At 59.2% G+C, this 17,757-nt stretch carries 20 protein-coding genes and 1 tRNA gene; 8 read left to right on the top strand and 13 right to left on the bottom strand.

Annotated features, from left to right (window positions below; translation table 11 throughout):
* Positions 1-108 precede the first annotated feature (108 nt).
* Positions 109-468 carry a PilZ domain-containing protein gene (locus ACIQJ2_RS15025; RefSeq protein ID WP_400672757.1) on the bottom strand — a complete coding sequence of 120 codons (360 nt, stop codon included), beginning with the start codon at positions 466-468 and terminating at the stop codon, positions 109-111.
* A 221-nt stretch (positions 469-689) separates the two neighbouring features.
* Between ACIQJ2_RS15025 and ACIQJ2_RS15020 the strand changes: the two genes are divergently transcribed.
* Complete coding sequence (locus ACIQJ2_RS15020) at positions 690-1,493, top strand: endonuclease/exonuclease/phosphatase family protein (RefSeq protein ID WP_400672760.1); 804 nt, start codon at positions 690-692, stop codon at positions 1,491-1,493.
* Between the two features lie 6 nt (positions 1,494-1,499).
* On the opposite strand, the gene ACIQJ2_RS15015 is transcribed toward ACIQJ2_RS15020, so the two are convergent.
* The gene (locus ACIQJ2_RS15015; protein ID WP_199148475.1) at positions 1,500-1,961 is read right to left on the bottom strand and encodes an Lrp/AsnC family transcriptional regulator; all 462 of its coding nucleotides are present in this window, start codon (positions 1,959-1,961) and stop codon (positions 1,500-1,502) included.
* 151 nt (positions 1,962-2,112) lie between these two features.
* Between ACIQJ2_RS15015 and ald the strand changes: the two genes are divergently transcribed.
* The gene (gene ald, locus ACIQJ2_RS15010) at positions 2,113-3,231 is read left to right on the top strand and encodes an alanine dehydrogenase (protein ID WP_199148474.1); all 1,119 of its coding nucleotides are present in this window, start codon (positions 2,113-2,115) and stop codon (positions 3,229-3,231) included.
* A gap of 66 nt (positions 3,232-3,297) precedes the next feature.
* On the opposite strand, the gene ACIQJ2_RS15005 is transcribed toward ald, so the two are convergent.
* The 5 genes from ACIQJ2_RS15005 to ACIQJ2_RS14985 all read right to left on the bottom strand — a co-directional run bounded on the left by ACIQJ2_RS15005 (position 3,298) and on the right by ACIQJ2_RS14985 (position 7,153).
* Complete coding sequence (locus ACIQJ2_RS15005; protein ID WP_400672764.1) at positions 3,298-3,807, bottom strand: DUF1203 domain-containing protein; 510 nt, start codon at positions 3,805-3,807, stop codon at positions 3,298-3,300.
* Positions 3,808-3,877: 70 nt separating this feature from the next.
* On the bottom strand, positions 3,878-4,438 hold the full coding sequence (locus ACIQJ2_RS15000; protein WP_199148486.1) for a GNAT family N-acetyltransferase: 561 nt from the start codon (positions 4,436-4,438) through the stop codon (positions 3,878-3,880).
* 8 nt (positions 4,439-4,446) lie between these two features.
* Entirely contained in the window at positions 4,447-5,304 is an 858-nt protein-coding gene (gene sseA / locus ACIQJ2_RS14995; RefSeq protein ID WP_400672767.1) for a 3-mercaptopyruvate sulfurtransferase, read from the bottom strand.
* Positions 5,305-5,370: 66 nt separating this feature from the next.
* Entirely contained in the window at positions 5,371-6,108 is a 738-nt protein-coding gene (locus tag ACIQJ2_RS14990; protein WP_400672770.1) for an alanyl-tRNA editing protein, read from the bottom strand.
* Positions 6,109-6,112: 4 nt separating this feature from the next.
* The gene (locus ACIQJ2_RS14985; protein WP_199148470.1) at positions 6,113-7,153 is read right to left on the bottom strand and encodes a cysteine synthase A; all 1,041 of its coding nucleotides are present in this window, start codon (positions 7,151-7,153) and stop codon (positions 6,113-6,115) included.
* Between the two features lie 294 nt (positions 7,154-7,447).
* Between ACIQJ2_RS14985 and ACIQJ2_RS14980 the strand changes: the two genes are divergently transcribed.
* The gene (locus tag ACIQJ2_RS14980) at positions 7,448-8,278 is read left to right on the top strand and encodes an SDR family NAD(P)-dependent oxidoreductase (protein ID WP_199148469.1); all 831 of its coding nucleotides are present in this window, start codon (positions 7,448-7,450) and stop codon (positions 8,276-8,278) included.
* A gap of 3 nt (positions 8,279-8,281) precedes the next feature.
* On the opposite strand, the gene ACIQJ2_RS14975 is transcribed toward ACIQJ2_RS14980, so the two are convergent.
* Positions 8,282-9,739 (bottom strand): cryptochrome/photolyase family protein, encoded by a 1,458-nt coding sequence (locus ACIQJ2_RS14975; protein WP_400672774.1) that lies wholly within the window; start codon positions 9,737-9,739, stop codon positions 8,282-8,284.
* A 247-nt stretch (positions 9,740-9,986) separates the two neighbouring features.
* Between ACIQJ2_RS14975 and ACIQJ2_RS14970 the strand changes: the two genes are divergently transcribed.
* The gene (locus tag ACIQJ2_RS14970; protein WP_400672777.1) at positions 9,987-11,099 is read left to right on the top strand and encodes a sn-glycerol-3-phosphate import ATP-binding protein UgpC; all 1,113 of its coding nucleotides are present in this window, start codon (positions 9,987-9,989) and stop codon (positions 11,097-11,099) included.
* Between the two features lie 344 nt (positions 11,100-11,443).
* Here ACIQJ2_RS14970 and ACIQJ2_RS14965 read toward each other — a convergent pair whose 3' ends face one another.
* The 3 genes from ACIQJ2_RS14965 to ACIQJ2_RS14955 form a co-directional block, all read right to left on the bottom strand.
* A complete protein-coding gene (locus ACIQJ2_RS14965) occupies positions 11,444-12,358 on the bottom strand; it encodes an ABC transporter permease subunit (RefSeq protein ID WP_199148466.1) in 915 nt (304 codons plus the stop codon).
* A gap of 7 nt (positions 12,359-12,365) precedes the next feature.
* On the bottom strand, positions 12,366-13,250 hold the full coding sequence (locus ACIQJ2_RS14960) for a carbohydrate ABC transporter permease (RefSeq protein WP_199148465.1): 885 nt from the start codon (positions 13,248-13,250) through the stop codon (positions 12,366-12,368).
* Between the two features lie 98 nt (positions 13,251-13,348).
* Positions 13,349-14,701, bottom strand: coding sequence for an extracellular solute-binding protein (locus ACIQJ2_RS14955; RefSeq protein ID WP_199148464.1), 1,353 nt, complete (start codon positions 14,699-14,701; stop codon positions 13,349-13,351).
* Positions 14,702-15,029: 328 nt separating this feature from the next.
* Between ACIQJ2_RS14955 and ACIQJ2_RS14950 the strand changes: the two genes are divergently transcribed.
* Positions 15,030-15,587, top strand: a complete 558-nt coding sequence (locus tag ACIQJ2_RS14950) for a sugar O-acetyltransferase (protein ID WP_199148463.1) — start codon at positions 15,030-15,032, stop codon at positions 15,585-15,587.
* A gap of 6 nt (positions 15,588-15,593) precedes the next feature.
* Here ACIQJ2_RS14950 and ACIQJ2_RS14945 read toward each other — a convergent pair whose 3' ends face one another.
* Entirely contained in the window at positions 15,594-15,905 is a 312-nt protein-coding gene (locus ACIQJ2_RS14945) for a hypothetical protein (protein ID WP_246762097.1), read from the bottom strand.
* 116 nt (positions 15,906-16,021) lie between these two features.
* Here ACIQJ2_RS14945 and ACIQJ2_RS14940 point away from each other — a divergent pair.
* The 3 genes from ACIQJ2_RS14940 (at position 16,022) to ACIQJ2_RS14930 (ending at position 17,243) form a co-directional block, all read left to right on the top strand.
* Positions 16,022-16,096 (top strand) — tRNA-Asn (locus ACIQJ2_RS14940).
* A gap of 278 nt (positions 16,097-16,374) precedes the next feature.
* A complete protein-coding gene (locus ACIQJ2_RS14935; RefSeq protein WP_400672781.1) occupies positions 16,375-16,779 on the top strand; it encodes a DoxX family protein in 405 nt (134 codons plus the stop codon).
* 278 nt (positions 16,780-17,057) lie between these two features.
* The gene (locus tag ACIQJ2_RS14930; RefSeq protein ID WP_199148461.1) at positions 17,058-17,243 is read left to right on the top strand and encodes a hypothetical protein; all 186 of its coding nucleotides are present in this window, start codon (positions 17,058-17,060) and stop codon (positions 17,241-17,243) included.
* A gap of 167 nt (positions 17,244-17,410) precedes the next feature.
* On the opposite strand, the gene ACIQJ2_RS14925 is transcribed toward ACIQJ2_RS14930, so the two are convergent.
* Positions 17,411-17,728, bottom strand: a complete 318-nt coding sequence (locus ACIQJ2_RS14925; RefSeq protein ID WP_400672784.1) for a hypothetical protein — start codon at positions 17,726-17,728, stop codon at positions 17,411-17,413.
* Positions 17,729-17,757 lie beyond the last annotated feature (29 nt).

Below are 17,757 nucleotides of genomic sequence, written 5' to 3'. Positions count from 1 at the left end.
CCGTCGATCATCTCTCGGGCGAGCGGAGATTAGGACGATTTGCGAAGGTGTGCACCAGGAATGTGACAGGCTTATTGTGGTTGTGAGTCCGCAAGCGTGAACTTTTGATCAGCGTTTCAAAACTGGCTTTATGTCCTTGTGGAAAAAGCGAAAATAGGAAGCGACCTTTGCCGACGCATTGGACGAGCGGTCGAATTCGATGCCGATGCGGCCATTGTGAGCCCAGCGCACGAAGCCATCCAGCAGGCCGATATCATCACACTCGACGCGAACCTTACTGCCGGCTGCCGCATAGAGCGGAGATTGTAGATCGAGTGCGATCCCGCTCGTGGAAATATCGACGACGCGGCCGGCGACGAGTTTGGTGAAATACCGAACCTGTCCCATCAGCCGGGCATGGTGGCGCGGCGAACCTCGTGTCTTGATTTTCAGATTGCCTTGGACGAGAGATTTCGAAGAGAACTGCATGATGTTAATCCCGGCTCATACATGTTTTTCCCCTTCTGGATAACATGCAGGCATTGAGGGATTCTTAGAGTAACCGCTAAAATTGTAGGCGGTCGTCCCGAATCGGCACCGAATTCTGGTGCCGAACCCTGGAGGGCGCGCGGATATTTGGTGGATTTTCGAACATTGGACGGCTCGGCTGCACTCGTCGACCGGCAGGCGGATACTGAGGGAACAAGACTTTGCGGATCGTTTCTTTGAATGCTTGGGGCGGTCAGTTGCATGGGCCGCTGGTACCCTATCTCGTTGATGTCGATGCCGATGTATTGTGCCTGCAGGAAGTGGTGCGTGCCCACGACACCAACTCCGACTGGCTCATCTATCGCGACCACGGCGTGGAGCTTTCACAGCGCGCCAACCTATTTGATGAGCTTAAGGCTGCGTTGCCGGATCACGACGCATTTTTCCTGCCGGTAGCGCGGGGGGATCTCTTCGATGGTGAACGCCGAGTTTTCTCGGAGTTCGGGCTGGCGACCTTTGTGCGCAGGACCTATCCGATCATTGCTCAGGCGGCAGGTTTCGTCCATGGCGAGTTCTCTGCCGATGGCTGGGGCGCGCATCCGCGGTCGCGCAACGCCCATTGCATCCGCCTTTTCGACTACGAACGCGGCTGCCCGATGACCATCGCTCAGATGCACGGCCTTCGCGATACCGCAGGCAAAGGGGACACGCCCGCTCGCCGCCACCAGGCGAATGCATTGGTGGACCTGATCCGGCAGGTGAAGCAGGACGGCGACCGGCTTGTCGTCTGTGGCGATTTCAATGTCCTGCCCGACAGCGAGACCTTCGAGATCCTCGGTAGCCTGGGGCTCGTCGATCTTGTCACCTCACGGGGACATGACGACACGCGCACATCCTACTATCTCAAGCGGCCACGCTTCGCCGATTACATGTTGGTGACATCAGATATCGAGGTCATCGATTTCGATCCGGTGGCAGAACCGGAAGTTTCTGATCACCGCGCATTGCTGCTGGATCTGCGCTGACTGAGATCAAAGACCGACATTCGGCCGCTCGATGACTTCGCGCAACGCAAAGCTCGAATTGATCTTCACCACATGGGGCAGGGCGGACAGCCAGTCACGATGGATGCGCTCGTAATCCTCCAGATCACGTGTGGCGACCCGCAAGATGTAATCGTACTCGCCGGACATGAGGTAGCAGGCCAGCACGTTCGGACAACGCTTTACCGCCGCCTCGAATTCCGAAAGCGTTTTGGCGAACTGGCCGGATAGCGAGATGTGCACGATGGCGATCATCTTGTAATCCAGCGCCTTGTGCGAGAGATGGGCGTGATACCCGGCGATGACGCCGCTTTTCTCGAGGATATCGAGCCGGCGCGAGCAGGCCGATGGAGAAAGGCCTACCTTTTCGGCAAGCTCCGCGTTGGTGATGCGCGCATTCTGCTGCAACATCCGCAGAATCGAATGATCTATGGCGTCTAGGTCGGACATTCGAAGATCTTTCGAAAAAACTGATTTGCACGCAATAAATCACGAAAAATGACCGCAGCGCAAATTGTCTTTGCAAGGACATTGCACAGCGGAGGTGGTCTGATTTCAGTTGGAGAAAATGAAGACGCAAAAGCATTCGAGGAGGAATGAAATGCGCGTTGGTTGCCCCAAGGAAATCAAGAATCACGAATATCGCGTCGGCCTGACGCCGGCTTCGGTTCGCGAATATGTCGCTCATGGCCATGAGGTCTGGGTCGAAACGAAGGCCGGCGCCGGCATTGGCGCCGACGATCACGCCTATATTGCCGCCGGCGCCAAGATTGCCGCAAGCGCCAAGGACATTTTCGAGAAGTGCGACATGATCGTGAAGGTCAAGGAGCCGCAGCCCTCCGAATGGGCCCAGCTCCGTGAAGGGCAGCTTCTCTACACCTATCTGCATCTGGCGCCGGATCCGGAACAGACCAAGGGCCTGCTTGCTTCCGGTGTGACCGCCATCGCCTACGAGACCGTGACCGACGAACGTGGCGGCCTGCCATTGCTGGCGCCGATGTCGGAAGTTGCCGGTCGCCTGTCGATCCAGGCGGGGGCGACGGCTCTGCAGAAGGCCAATGGCGGCCTCGGCATCCTGCTCGGTGGCGTGCCGGGCGTGCTTCCGGCCAAGGTGACGATCATCGGCGGTGGCGTTGTCGGCCTGCATGCCGCCAAAATGGCAGCCGGCCTCGGCGCCGACGTCAGCATCCTCGATCGCTCCCTGCCGCGACTGCGCCAGCTGGACGATATCTTCAACGGCCGCGTGCACACGCGCTATTCCAGCATTCAGGCGCTGGAAGAGGAAGTGTTCTCCGCGGATCTCGTCATCGGCGCTGTCCTCATTCCCGGTGCAGCCGCACCGAAGCTGGTCACGCGCGAAATGCTGTCTGGGATGAAAAAAGGGTCTGTCATCGTCGACGTGGCCATCGACCAGGGCGGCTGTTTCGAGACTTCGCACGCGACGACGCATTCCGACCCGACCTACGTGGTCGATGGCGTCGTGCACTACTGCGTTGCCAACATGCCGGGCGCGGTTCCGGTCACCTCGGCACACGCGCTGAACAACGCCACAATCTACTATGGTCTCGCCTTGGCGGATCGCGGCCTGCGCGCCATTGCGGAAGATAAACACCTCCGCAACGGTCTCAATGTTCATAAGGGCCGCGTCACCAACAAGCCGGTGGCCGAAGCGCTGGGTTACGAGGCCATCGCTCCCGAGAGCATCCTCAACGTGGCCTGATACCGATCAGATAGAGCGTGATGCCGAAAGTATCAGCGGTTTTCGGAGGACATCACGCTCTCACTGTTAGATTCCAGAGCCGGCATCCACATGTGCCGGCGTCTCGATTGTGTCGATCCGGCATTGATAGCAGTTGTTTCGCGCCGAGCGGACGTGGATATAGGCAACATCGAGCCGTTCCAGCAGCGATGCCGCATAGGCGGGAATATCTCCGGCCGGCGTCACCGCGCCGGTGCCGTAGACGATGCGATCATTCCTTCCATAACCGCGAACGATGAAATCCCGGCTTGTCGCCAGCACGGGCGGCAGGACCTCTTTTGCCTCATAGCGCTTGCAGGGCGTCTTGTGCAGGAAGATCGGGCCAGTCTCCGCATAGGGCTGCAATTCCGGGAAGGGACGATACGCGAAGACAAACAGTTCCTCCCCGGCGTCTATGTTGCGCAGGCAATGCCGGCAGGGATGGCCCGGGCCGTCTGAAACCATGGTTTCGGGCTGGTGGCCATAGGCATCCGCGCCGCCACCCCAGAGAACTTCCGCGTCGGATGTCGGCATGGCTGCAAAAGCGATGGAAGGCATGGCAAAACTCCTTTCGAGATCTGCCATGTGATGCGCTGGAGCGCGATGGGAAGCCACCCGATTCCTGCTTCTAGCCGTTCTTGGCGAGTTCCAGCAGCTCTTTGTCGCTCAAGGGGCGGACGATGCCCTTGCCCGTGGAAATCGGCGAGAAACCGAACATCTGATAGAGCTGAAGCGCTCGTGGATGATCGAGATCGTTGGTGGTCGTCACGATGCGCTGCGGGTTCAGCGACCAGATGGCATAGAGCGACTGGAGCAGGAACCACTTGCCGATGCCGAGGCCGAGCGCATGCTCGATAAGGCCGAAATGGCTGAGCTCGATGGTCTCCTCGTCCTGACGGAAATACTCGAAGAAGCCGGCAGGGGCGCCGTTGACGTAAAGCACGCTGATATCGTTGCGCTGGTCGTGGAGTACCGCGGTCAGTTCTTCGTCGGAGAGGCGAAGGCGATCGACCCAGTGCCAGCGCGCGCCGACCTGACGATAGAGATAGCGATAGAACGGCAGCGGAATGCCGGGCGCACGCATGATGGCCGTCTGGATGTTGACGGGCACCGCCAGGCTGGTCTTGGGCGGCGCGGTCATCTCCAGGCGGGTGATATGGACCTTGATCGAGGAAGGCGTTTTCACGATCGGGCTGCTCAATCTTGACCGGTGACGATGGGTGTATCCGCGCGGCTGCCCCATTCCGACCAAGAGCCGTCATAAAGCCTGTTGCTGCCGTGGCCGAGGGACTCGAGCGCAAGCGTGATGATGGCGGCGGTAATCCCCGAGCCGCAGGTCGTCACGACAGGCTTTTCAAGATCGATACCCGCTTTCTCAATCGTCTCACGCAGTTCCGGCAGGGACTTGAACTTGCCGTTCGTGGCGAAGACGCCCGATGGCAGGCTCCTGGCACCCGGCATATGGCCGGAACGCATGCCTTCGCGCGGTTCCGGTTCTGTTGCAGCAAAGCGGCCGGCGCCGCGGGCATCGGCGATCTGCGACGAGCTGCTGTCGACGATCCCGCGCATCTCCTCCAGAGCGACGACGCGGCTGCCATTGAACTTCGGCTTGAATGTTGAGGGCTCGAAGGCGGGAAGCGCTGTTTCCAGCGGTCGCCCTTCGGCCTTCCAGCCATCCAGTCCGCCATCGAGCACGAAAACATTCGGCGCGCCCATGACGATATGGAACAGCCACCAGACGCGCGGGGAGGCAAACATGCCCGGGCCGTCATAGACGACGATACGATCCGTTTCGCTGATGCCGAGCTTGCCGACTTCTGCCGCAAAGAATTCGGGCGAGGGGACCATATGCGCCAGGTTGGTCGAATGATCGGCTATCTTGTCCTGATCGAAGCGGATGGCGCCCGGAATATGGCCACCGGCATATTCGGCGTCGGCATTGCGCTTCTGCGCCGGCAGATAGAAGGACGCGTCGAGGATGCGCAGGTCCTTGGCACCCAGCTCGCTTTGCAGCCGCTCGGCGGATACGACGAAACGGCTCTTGTCCGCTGCCATGATGATCTCTCCCTGCTGTAGTTTATTGGTCTTGATGTCGAGATATGGAGACAGGCGCCGGCCCGGTCAATTCTCGTCGGCCGGGGCGCCGAAACGAATGCGGAATCGGCGGTTTTCCTTGCCCTTCTTCTCGATCTTGGCGATGTAGATCGCTCCGACCTCCTGCGTCTCGGACACATGTGTGCCGCCGCAGGGCTGGCTGTCAACGGCGGAACCTTCGCCAATGCAGACAAGGCTAACGCGACCGAGGCCAATCGGCGGTCGCACATTCTTGGATTTGACGATGCCGGGATTGGCAATCAGTTCCTCGTCGGTGATCCACTGGACGAAAACCGGATGGTTCTCGTTGACCAGCGCCATCATGCGCGCCGTCACCTCGTCCTTGTCGATCGTCTCGCTCATGTCGAAGTCGACCCGGCTTTCCTCTTCGCCGACCGCGGCGCCGGTGATCGGGTAGGAGCAGACCACTGAGAGCAGATGGCAGGCCGTATGCATGCGCATGAGCTTGTAGCGGCGCGGCCAGTCGACGTGCAACACCAGCTTTTCGCCGACGATGGGCAGCGGTTCTCCCTCGAGCGGAACGTGGATGATGATATCCTTGATCGGTCCGTGCTTCGTCTGGCCGAGCATGATCCTCGAACCGTCGCCGCGCTCAAGAAAGCCCGTATCGCCCGGCTGCCCGCCCGAGGTGGCGTAGAAGCAGGTCTGGTCTAGCTCGATGCCCCCGTCTTCGTGGATCGCCGTTACCACAGCTTCGGCGGTCGAGAGATAGAAATCGTCACGATAGAGGGCATTTACGGTCATGGGATCACGCTATGGTTTCATACGGGACGGAAATATCCGTCCGCTTTTCAAGGTAGGACGGCAGCGGCAGTCCCTTGGATTTCAGGAAGTCGCGATTGAAGAGCTTCGACTGATAGCGATTGCCGTAATCGCACAGGATGGTCACGATCGTATGTCCCGGCCCGAGATCCCGCGCCAGGCGGACTGCACCGGCGATGTTGATGGCTGTAGAGCCGCCGAGGCACAGGCCCTCATGTTCGACCAGATCGAAGACATAGGGAAGGGCTTCCGCATCCGTGATCTGGTAGGCGTAATCAGGCGTAAAGCCTTCGAGGTTCGCGGTCACGCGGCCCTGGCCGATGCCCTCGGTGATTGAGGAGCCCGAGGATTTCAGCTCGCCGTTCTTGTAGAACTCGTAGAGCGCGGCACCTTCAGGATCGGCAATACCGATCTTGATGCCCTTGTTGAAGGCATGCAGGCCCATGGCCACACCCGCCAGCGTACCGCCGGAGCCGACAGAGCAAATGAAGCCATCGACCTTGCCATTCGTATCGTCCCAGATTTCCTTGGCGGTCGTCTCGATATGTGCCTGGCGGTTGGCGATGTTGTCGAATTGGTTTGCCCAGATCGCGCCGTTCGGCTCGGTCTTGGCCAGCTGTTCGGCAAGCCGGCCGGAAACCTTCACATAGTTGTTCGGGTTCTTGTAAGGAACGGCTGGAACTTCGACTAGCTCGGCGCCAAGCAGCTTCAGCGCGTCCTTCTTTTCCTGGCTCTGGGTTTCCGGAATGACGATGACCGTGCGATAGCCAAGCGCCTTGGCAACCAGCGTCAGGCCGATGCCGGTATTGCCGGCAGTTCCCTCGACGATGACGCCGCCGGGCCTCAGCAGACCTTTCTTTTCGGCGTCGCGGATGATGTAGAGCGCGGCGCGATCCTTGACCGATTGACCGGGATTCAGAAACTCGGCCTTGCCGAGAATGGTCGAGCCCGTCGCCTCGGAGGCGCCCTTGAGCTTGATCAGCGGCGTATTGCCAATTGCTTCGAGGACGGACGGATGGACGCTCATGGAATCTGCCTTCTGTTCGCAACTACTGTAAGAACGGTCTTTTCCCTTCACAAGGCTGCATAGGCAAGAAATTCTGTTCCTCGCTCTTTGTTCACTCGGCAAAATTCAACTTGGGAGGTCTGGTTCAGCGGAGCGTTCGCTGAAACTGAAAGTCTCCGACTGGTGACGTCTATTTCGGCGAGCGATCGGCAAAACGGCCGAAAGAGGCCACAATGATGCGCTATCTCTAAAATGCTACGGAGGGCCGCGGTTCAAGCGTGTGATTTCGACGGCCGCCATCCAAGGAGAAGAGCCATGAGCCCGTTCATCGCACGTCCTGAACACGGAGTCGTCTGGATCACCGGCGCCAGTTCCGGTATCGGCCGCGCGCTCGCGCTGAAGCTGGCCGAGGAGGGCTACAAGGTCGCCGTTACGGCCCGCAGCCACGACAAGCTCCTGGCTCTGCAGGCCGAAGCTGCTCCGCTTGCAGGCAGTATCATCGTGCTCGATGGCGACGTCACCGACGCCGAGGACATGGAACACACAGTCGCGGCCATCGAATACCAGCATGGTCCAGTTGCCCTGGCGGTTCTGAACGCTGGTATCTATCTGCCGGCACGTGGTGAGGATCTCAATCACGAGGTGTTCGAACGCAGCTTCGCCGTCAATCTTCACGGCGTGGTCAATTGTCTCGTTCCTGCGGTGCGCCATATGCGGGCCAGAGGCCATGGCCAGATCGCGTTCGTATCTTCCCTGGCCGGTTATGGCGGCCTGCCCGGTGCGGCCGCCTACGGGGCCAGCAAGGCCGCTCTCATCAATATGGCCGAAAGCCTGAATTTCGAGCTGGAGCGCATGGGTATCCATGTCCAGCTCGTCACTCCCGGTTATGTCGATACGCCGCTGACCGCGAACAACAAGTTCGAAATGCCTGACATCCTGTCGGCGCAGCAGGCGGCGGATGCGATCGCTGCGGGGTTGAAATCATCGGCCTTCGACATCAGCTTCCCGAAAGGCATGGTCTATCGGGCGAAGCTGATGAAGCTTTTGCCCTATAGCCTCTATTTCCGAATGCTTGGATATTTTCTCGGCAACCGCCACAAGCGCCGGACCGTCGGAACGCGGGCGACCCCGCATCCGGCGGAATAGGGTCTATTCATCACGTTTCAGCGACGCGTGCGCATCGAGCGCACGTTGGCGGGCAACAGCATGATCGACGATCGGGCGAGGGTAATGCTCGCCGAGTTCGATACCGGCGCGCTTGAGCACACCGTCCGGCGCCTCGAATGGTCGATGGATATATTTGCCGTCGAGCCCCGCAAGTTCAGGCACGAAGGCTCGGACGTAGCCGCCATGCGGATCGAACTTCTCGCCTTGCAGCACAGGATTGAAGATCCGGAAGAAGGGCGAGGCATCGGCGCCGGAGCCTGCCACCCATTGCCAGTTCGCGGCGTTGGCCGCCGGGTCGGCGTCGACAAGCGTATCGCGGAACCAGGCCTCGCCTTCGCGCCAGTCGATCAACAGATCCTTGATCAGGAACGATGCAACGATCATGCGGACGCGATTGTGCATCCAGCCGTGGCGCCAGAGCTGCCGCATGCCGGCATCGACGATCGGATAGCCCGTCTGCCCGCGCCGCCAGCTATCGAACAGCTTGGCATCCTCGCGCCATGGAAAATCGTCGTAGCGGTCGCTCCAGTTGGCGGAGTTCAGTTTCGGGAACTGGAAGAGCTGATGGTAGCAGAATTCGCGCCAGGCGAGCTCCTTGCGAAAACGAACGATATTCTCGGTGGGGACCTTGCCGGAGAGGCCGCGCGTCGCATGCCATATGCGGGCCGGTGAAATCTCGCCGAGCGCCAGATGCGGCGAGAGCAGCGAGGTTGCCGGCTTGTCCGGAAAATCGCGATCGACCGCATAGCCATCGATTGCGCCATCGATGAAATCCTCGAGCTTTTCACGCGCGGCATCCTCGCCAGGCGTCCACATATCGGGGAAGTCGGATGCCCAATTCGGCTTTGAGGGGAGCAATGACCAGGAGGTGAGCGTATCCGACTGCGGCCAGCTTTGGGGCGTGGCAAGCCTCGCGGGCGCATCGATGGGGAAGGGCGGCTCACCGGATTGCTCCAGCGCCCGCCAGAACGGCGTGTAGGTCTTGTACGGGGTGCCGGCACCCGTACGTAGCCGCTGCGGCTCGTGCAGCAGCTGGCCGGCAAAGCTGTTGGCCTCGATGCCCTTGTTCCGAAACGCTGTCTTGATCTCTGTGTCCACCGCTATGCCGGCCGGATCGTACCGCCTATTCCAGACGACGGCTTCCGCACCGGTCTCGACGAGAAGCGCGTCGAGCACTGCCAACGCATCGCCGTGCCGAAGGATGAGCTTGCTTTCGAGCGCGGCGAGGCCTTCCCGCAAGGCCGCGAGCGAATGATGCAGCCACCATTCTTGTGCTGCGCCGAGCGGCCCGCAGCCCTTTGCTTCTGGCTCGCGAATATAGACTGGGATGACCGGACGGCCCGATGTCGCTGCGGCATGCAGGGCGTGGTTGTCGTCGAGGCGCAGATCCTTGCGAAACCATAGTAGGACCGGTTGAGGCTCTTTCTTCGATGTCGTCATGATCCTGGCTGTTCGCTCGTCCTGTGCTTGTTCATGGGCTTTCTCGCCGCCTGAGCCCCTATACGGCGCTTGTCTTCAAATGGTTCCACTACCGAGCGTTTTATAAGGAAATCCTAGACGCAACTCCCGTGAGGAAATCTGAATGTCGCTTGTGATATAAGGCATCCTTGTCACTGTTCTGTAATGCAAATTCGCTAGCAGTCCACCCGATTGACATGCCCAGAATTGACAGACGGGGAAGATTGAAATGGCCGAAATTCGGATCGAACAAGTTCGCAAGGCGTATGGCCGCAATGAGGTGGTCCATGGCGTTGACCTGAACTTCCGCTCGGGCGAGTTCGTCGTCATTCTCGGACCGTCCGGCTGCGGCAAGTCCACGCTGCTGCGCATGATCGCCGGCCTCGAGGATATTTCCTCCGGCGAGATTGTTATCGACGGCAAGGTGGTCAACCAGCTTGAGCCGCGCGAGCGCGGCTGCGCCATGGTTTTCCAGAACTACGCGCTTTACCCGCACATGAATGTCGCCGCCAACATGGGCTATGCCTTGAAGGTGGCCGGCGTACCGCGCGAGGAGCGTGATCGCCGCATCAAGGAAACCGCTAAAATCGTCGGTCTCGAAGAGTTTCTCGCCCGCAAGCCGGCCGAACTTTCCGGCGGTCAACGTCAGCGCGTCGCCATGGGCCGCGCCATCATCCGCGAACCCAAGGTCTTCCTCTTCGACGAGCCGCTCTCCAACCTCGACGCCAAGCTGCGCGTGCAGATGCGCGTCGAGATCCGCCGCCTGCACAAGCGTCTGTCGGCGACTTCGGTTTTCGTGACCCACGATCAGGTCGAGGCCATGACGCTCGCCGATAAGCTTGTCGTCATGTACAAGGGCAATGTCGAGCAGGTCGGCACGCCGCTTGAAATCTACAACACGCCACGCACGCGCTTCGTCGGTTCGTTTATCGGCTCCCCGGCGATGAACTTCCTGGAAGGTACGTTCTCGGCCACTGGCGAACAGGTCATCTTCGATGGCCTGCCGATCGGCATCGACGCAAACATCGGCAAGCGTCACGGCGGCAACCCTGTCGCTCTCGGCATCCGTCCGGAGCATGTACGCCTCGTGCCGGCGCGGACGCCTGGCTCCATTCCGGCCACGGTGGATTTCGTCGAGGAACTTGGCGCCGGTCGCGTCATTCATTGCGATATCAACGGATCGAGCTTCGCCGTTGCCGTATCGGATCACACCACCGGTCAGACCGGCCAGTCTGTCGGGCTGGAGCTGCCGCAGCAGCATACGCACCTCTTTGCCCAGGATACAGGTTTGCGGCTTGACGCCGTTGCCTCCGTCGTACCGCTCAAGGTGTTGGCACACTAGAATTTCAAACATCAATTTTCAGCAGGTGCGCCCGGAAATCTCACGATTTCCGGGCTTTTTTGTTTGTGTGCACGAGAAGGTTCGCCGTTGAAGGCTTAAAGCCGATCGGAAAGGAGCGCAGCACCCAGACGCTCGACGTCATGCGGCTCGTAGCGGCAATAGGTTTGAAAACGAAGTCTTGCAGGGAGCTGGCCGCCGTCTAGGCGAGGAGCTTGGCCAGAGCGGCTTCAGTTGCCGCTATCCCTATCGAGGGATGCTCGAGCAACGAGACATGGTCGGCACGTGTCGAGGTACGCACGCAAAATGCCTGCCGCTCCGTTCGATGGGTGCGGCAGGCTATTCGATTACTTCTCAGTGGCGATCATGCCGCGAACGACCCAACGCTGCATCAGCACGACGACAGCGAGTGGAGGCAGCATGATGATCAGCGTGCCGGCCATGGCGATATGCCATTCGGGAAGGCCGCCAAAGTTGGGGATGAGCGATTTCAGCTCGTGCACAGCCGTCACGTGAGCCGGATCGGTGGTGACCAGCAGCGGCCAGAGATATTGGTTCCATGCCCAGAGGAACATGATGGTGCCCAATGCAGCCATATTGGTGCGCGACAGCGGCAGCAGGATGTCGATGAAGAAGCGCAGTGCTCCAGCGCCGTCCATGCGCGCCGCCTCTGTCAGCTCGTCTGGGATCGTCAGGAAGAACTGACGATAAAGGAAGGTGCCCGTCGCCGTCGCGACCAATGGCAGGATCAAGCCGATCGAAGAGTTGAGCAGCCCGAGGTTCAGCGCGACTTCAACACCTGTAACCTTCTCGATGAGCCAGCTGATACCTGTGACGTCGAGAAGCCCCTGATAGGGCGACAGAACGTTTGCTGCGACCGCATAGGTCGGGACGATACGCACCTCGAGCGGCAGCATCAGTGTGATGAAAATCAGCCAGAAGATGAAGTGGCGACCGGGAAAGCGGAAATAGACCAGGGAAAAGGCTGTTATCGCCGAAATGATCACCTTTCCAGCTGCCACGCCGGTGGCGAAGATCAGGCTGTTCAGCAGCTTGGGGCCGAGATTGGCAGTGGTCCAGGCCGTCTTCATGTTGATCCAAAAGTCCGAGCCCGGGATCAACGACATCGGCACTTTGTTGACGTCGGCCAGATTGTGCGATGCGGCGACGGCCACGATGGCCAACGGCCCCACGGCCATCACGAAGCCTATGAACAGGATGAGATGGGTGAAGAAATTAAGGATGGGTGTGCGCTCGACCATGTCAGCCTCAACGGTAATGCACGCGCCGCTCGATGAAGCGGAACTGGAAAATGGTAAGCAGGACGATCAGCAGCATCAGAACGATGCTCTGGGCCGCCGCACCGGAAAAATCGAGGCCTTTGAAACCGTCGGAATAGATCTTGTAGACCATGAGATTGGTCGAGTTGTGCGGCCCGCCTGACGTCATGATGTCGACGATACCGAACGAATCCTGAAAGCTCTCGGTGATGTTGATGACCAGCAGGAAGAAGATCGTCGGCGTGATCAACGGAAACTGGATATCCCAGAAGCGGCGCAGCACGCTGGAACCGTCCATGGCAGCCGCTTCTATCAGCGAACGCGGGATGCCCTGGAAGGCGGCAAGGAAAAAAATGAAGCTATAGCCGATATATTTCCACGAGAAGGCGGCGATGATGCAAGCCATGGCGGCATTGCCGTCGAGACCCGGATCCCAGATTCCCGGCCACCATTGATTGACGACGGCGATAAGGCCGGCTTCCGGCGCCAGAATGAAGCGGAAAGCCATCGCCGCCGCGGGCGCTGCGATGCCATAGGGCCAGATCAGCACCACGCGGTAGATTTTCGAACCGCGCAGCTGTCGATCGGTCAAGGCTGCTAGTATGAGGCCGCCTCCCATGGAAATGCTGGTGCTGATGGCGGCGAAAATGATGCTGATCGTCACCGAATTCCAATAGTCGGAACTCGCGAGGATGGCTTTGAAATTATCGAGCCCGACCCAGATATTGCCGCCGCCCCAGGGCTGCTGCAGGGTCAACGACCAGAAGACCGCCTGACCGGCAGGCCAATAGAAAAAGGTGAAGATGAGGAGCAGCTGCGGCACTGCGAACAGAATGCCAACGCTCCATTTGCTGAAAGTTATACGTTTTTCCATGGTCTCTTCCGGCTTGGTATCGCGATGCCACAAGGGTTCTCATAACGAACGTCCGCCGGGAAATCCCGGCGGACGCTGTTTGTCATGAGCTGCGCTGCTTATGGCAGCTGCTTGCCCTTGTAGGTGGCTTCAAAGCGCTCAAGGACCACGTCGCTGTTCTTGACGAGGTTGTCGATGCCTTCCTGGACGCCGACCTTGTTCGCGAAAATGGCCTGCATCTGATTGCCGAATTCAGCGCGGATCTGCGTGAAGTTGCCGAGGCGGACGCCGCGGGTGATCGGGGTCGGCTCGGAAGCGGTCAAGCTGGCGATAGCGACTTCGCGGCCCTTATAGGGAGCCTTGTCGTAGAAACCGGAGGACTTCATGAAGTCGAAGCCGGACTTCTTCACCGGGATGTAGCCGGTGTTGGTCGACCAGAAGAGAGCGGTTTCAGGCTTGCCGATGAAGTCGAGGAATGCTGCTGCGCCCTTGTATTCGCCAGCCGACTTGCCGGAGAGAACCCAGAGCGACGCGCCGCCGACAAGCGAATTCTTACGCTCGGTGCCGGCGTATACCGGAAGTTCGGCCACATCCCAGTTCATGCCGGCCTTCTGGGTCTTGGTAACCGTGCCATGGTCGCCGACCGAGGTCATGATCATCTGGCAATCGCCAGAAGCAAAGGCCTGAACCATGTCCTGACCGAGGTCCTTGGACTTGATCTTGACGAAGCCCTGGTCGTACCAGCTCTTGAGGTCGGTGACATATTTGACGAACTTGGTCTTGTTGACCGTCAGACGAGCGTCGAGGCCGTCATAGCCGTTGTTCTTGGTGGCAACCGGCTGATCGTGAATGGCGGAGAACTGCTCCATCAGCTGCCAGCTTTCATTGGCGGAGATGTTGATGGCCATCGGGCATTCGTAGCCGGCGCCCTTCAGCGCCTTCATGTCTTCGGCTGCTTCTTCCCAGGTCTTCGGAGCGGCAGTCTTGCCGATCTTGGCGAACGCGTCCTTGTTCCAGTAGAGCAGGGCGGTCGAGGAGTTGAACGGGAAGGAGAGCAACTCGCCCTTCGACGTTGCGTAATAGCGGGCGATGCCGGGGAAGTAGTCGTTCCAGTCGACCTTGTAGCCGTTCTCGGACATCAGCTTGCTGACCGGATGGTAGGCGCCCGAAAGCATCATCGTGGCGGTGCCGACGTCATAGACCTGAACGATGGTCGGCTGCTTGCCGGCGCGGAAAGCGGCAATGGTGTTCTGCAGGGCGGCATCGTAGTTGCCCTGGCTGACGCACGATACTTCGTAGTCCTTCTGGGAATCGTTGAAGTTCTTGCACAGCGTCTGGACGACACGTTCCAGGTCGCCCGACAGGCCAAACCAGAAATCGAACTTGGTCGGAGCAGCAGCAGCAGGCAGGGCCAGCGCTACGCTCATGACACCGGCTGCTGCAGCCGAAATGCAGTTTTTAAGTTTAGACATAATCCCTATTTCCTTTTTGAAAGCTCGGAACCGGTGGTCTTGCGCAAGTCCGCGGTAGCGGCGTTATAGACAAGCTGTGTGACAGTTTGTTGAGGGCAAGAATCCCCGCATTGGCGGGCTTTTTCACTCGAGTGAGAGGCTTGCGAACAAGCGTGCCTCGCAGGATCGTGCAATTGAGATGTTGCTAATCAAGGCGCACAGGCAGCGTTGCCGCGCGCCTTGCTTGCCAGCGCACGAGCTGCGTCGGACAGGCTTTCTTGCTGGCACCTCGAATGATGTTGCAAGATGACACCAAACGAATCCCGAAGGCATCCAGAGGAATGAGAATATGGGTTTGAGCGAGCGGCAAAAAATGACGGCTGGGGATTGGTACTGCTGCTTCGATCCCGAACTAGATGCTCTGCGCTGGCAGGCACGTGAAGCTGTCCACCAGCATAATACGATGCCGCCCGCCCAGCGCGGCAATCTCGGTCCGGCCTTGGCCGGGCTCTTCGGCGATGTCGCGGACACTACTTTTATCGAGGCGCCTTTCCACTGCGCCTACGGGATCAACATCTCGCTTGGTCGCCGGGTCTATCTCAACGCCGGCTGTACCATTCTCGACAGCGGAAGCGTGCGCATCGGCGAGGGCAGCATGCTGGGGCCGGGCGTGCACATATATTGCGCCGAGCACCACAAGGACCCGGAGCTGCGCGGAGCGGGCATCGAAGTCGCGCGGCCGGTCACGATCGGCGCGAATGTGTGGATCGGTGGGGGAGCTATCCTCGTCGGCGGCGTGACGATCGGCGACGGTGCCATCATAGGGGCGGGAGCGGTCGTGACGAAGAGTGTCGCGGCAGGTGCAACCGTCGTCGGCAATCCCGCTCGCCCGATTGGCTCTAGGTAGACGGGGTTAGTTCGCGGGGCGGCGCTTTCTTGCCCACCAGACGGAAAAGCGGCGACGCCATCGGCGCACAGCCGGCATATCATGTGACAGTACAATAAGACCCAATGGCAGCATCCAGAAGCCGAGTACGGGGAGGAAACCGAGCAGGCCGCCAAAAACGAGCGCTATCCCCAGGCCAACGCGTGCAAGGCGTGATCGGGGCAGTGGAATTCTCACAGAGCCGAAAACGAGCTCGCGAGTGGAGGGATCTATGCCGAAACGCCTTGTTTTCCGGGCGTTTCGGTCGGTATTGGCTGTCGTTCCGCTTTGATCAGTCATCCACAGGAAATGGTGAGGCGACGAAATAATGCAAGAGAAATACATTTTTTTGAAAAAACCGCTTGGCAAATCGGGAAAGCATTTGTAGAAGCCCACTCACACCGCGCCAAGCGCATTCCCTGGTAGCTCAGCGGTAGAGCATTCGACTGTTAATCGACAGGTCGCCGGTTCGAATCCGGCCCGGGGAGCCACTTTTCTTCTCAAGAGTTTTTCGCAATATCATCGCGTTGGCTGGGCATCATAGCCCATGCCGCCGTGCTGGCACCACTAGCGGCGCAGCTTTTCGACCCTTTTCCTGATCCGCCCCCACATCAGTATCGCGGCTGGCAATATCCTAGCGACGCCGGCGCCTCACCCTCGTTGACCTTTCTCTTCTCTCGGTGTCAGTTTGCCGCCAGTTGTCCAACAGCATGCGCCCATCAAGCGACATGCGTTACAAGCCGGACTTCGCAAGAAAAAGGGGGATGGAATGAGCGTGATTGAGAATTCCCGCAAAGGAGCGCTGTTGGGATGGGTTCTCAGCGCCATCGTGATTCTGGCGTTGGCGGCTGATGCGGCGGTCGATCTGTTTTTTCCATCATTGATCAAGGCAGAGATGGAGGCGACGGGTTTTGCAGGGGACCATGCAGGCTTGCTCGGGATGATCATTCTTGTTTGTGTGATTCTCTATGCGATTCCGCGCACGGCGGTTCTCGGTGCGATCCTGACCACGGGCTTTTTGGGCGGCGCCATCTGTGCTCATTTTCGCCTTGGGGAACTCGGTTCGCCGCCGCAACTTATAAGTTTATTTTTAGGCGTGCTGGCCTGGGGCGGCCTGTATCTTCGCGATCAGCGGGTTCGAGCTCTTCTGCCCATCCGAGCCGCCATCGGCTGAAGATGGTAGAATCGTTCAAGCAGAGCCTTTTTCCTGCAACAACAGGCTCTTGCATCTGCGCCGACTCGTCGCTCCGTTGTGTCGGCGATGGAGTGTATCAAGACGGTACACCGGCGATCATGTGGTGAATCCGTGTGATATTTCGATAAAAATTCGCTCAAGGCATGGTTGCTCTCGCGAATGTGAGCAGATGTTCATGTAGTATTAATGTGAGCAGGCGCATCTAGTTGGATGCGTGAAATGCGCAGCATAGTCCCCCAATGCTTTAGAGGTTCGACATGAAAAATCTGCTTCTTGCTTCCGCACTCGCACTGGCATCGGTATTCGCCGTCAGCGCACCATCCGAGGCGGCTCCGATGCATCATCGTCACCACCATCACCATCATCAACATTGCCACATGAAGAAGGTGAAGCATAAGGTCCACGGCCACTGGGTCGTCCGCAATGTCCGCGTCTGCCGATAATCGGTAGACGCGTCGAACTGACTTAAACTACCCTTCACGGCAATTCGGCCGCTCCCGATATTTTCGGCAGCGGCCGTTGGTTTTTCAGGGCGTAATGTCTGCGTGGCAGGCGATGGTAGCAGTGGTCGCTACGAGGCTGCCATGCCGCTCACGGCCACATAGAGGCCTCAGGGGCGGATTTCGAACATTACGCCGCCGTGGTGTCGATGATAGTAGCGACGGTCATCGTGCCAGCCGCCACGCGAATGACGGCGATCCCAGCCTCGGTCGTCGCGCCAATGACGACGATCACGGTCACGCCAATAGGTTCGCCGGCCGTTGTCTTCGTCGGGATGCCAACGGGTGCCGTGATCCTGAACGAGAATGATATCGGAAGTGGTCGTGGTTGAAACGCCAAGCGGGGCTGCCGTCGTCGGCAGCGTGGCTGATAGCACAGAGCCCACGGCCAACGCCGCGGTCAAAGCAAGTGAAGCAACATATTTCAAGGCGGTAACTCCTTCGTTCGGTCACGTCC

The organism is Rhizobium sp. NPDC092011 (assembly GCF_044756305.1).
In the GTDB taxonomy this organism is placed as follows: Bacteria; Pseudomonadota; Alphaproteobacteria; order Rhizobiales; family Rhizobiaceae; genus Rhizobium.
The sequence above is the reverse complement of the archived record's forward strand: the minus strand, read 5'-3'. Positions and strand labels throughout refer to the sequence as shown.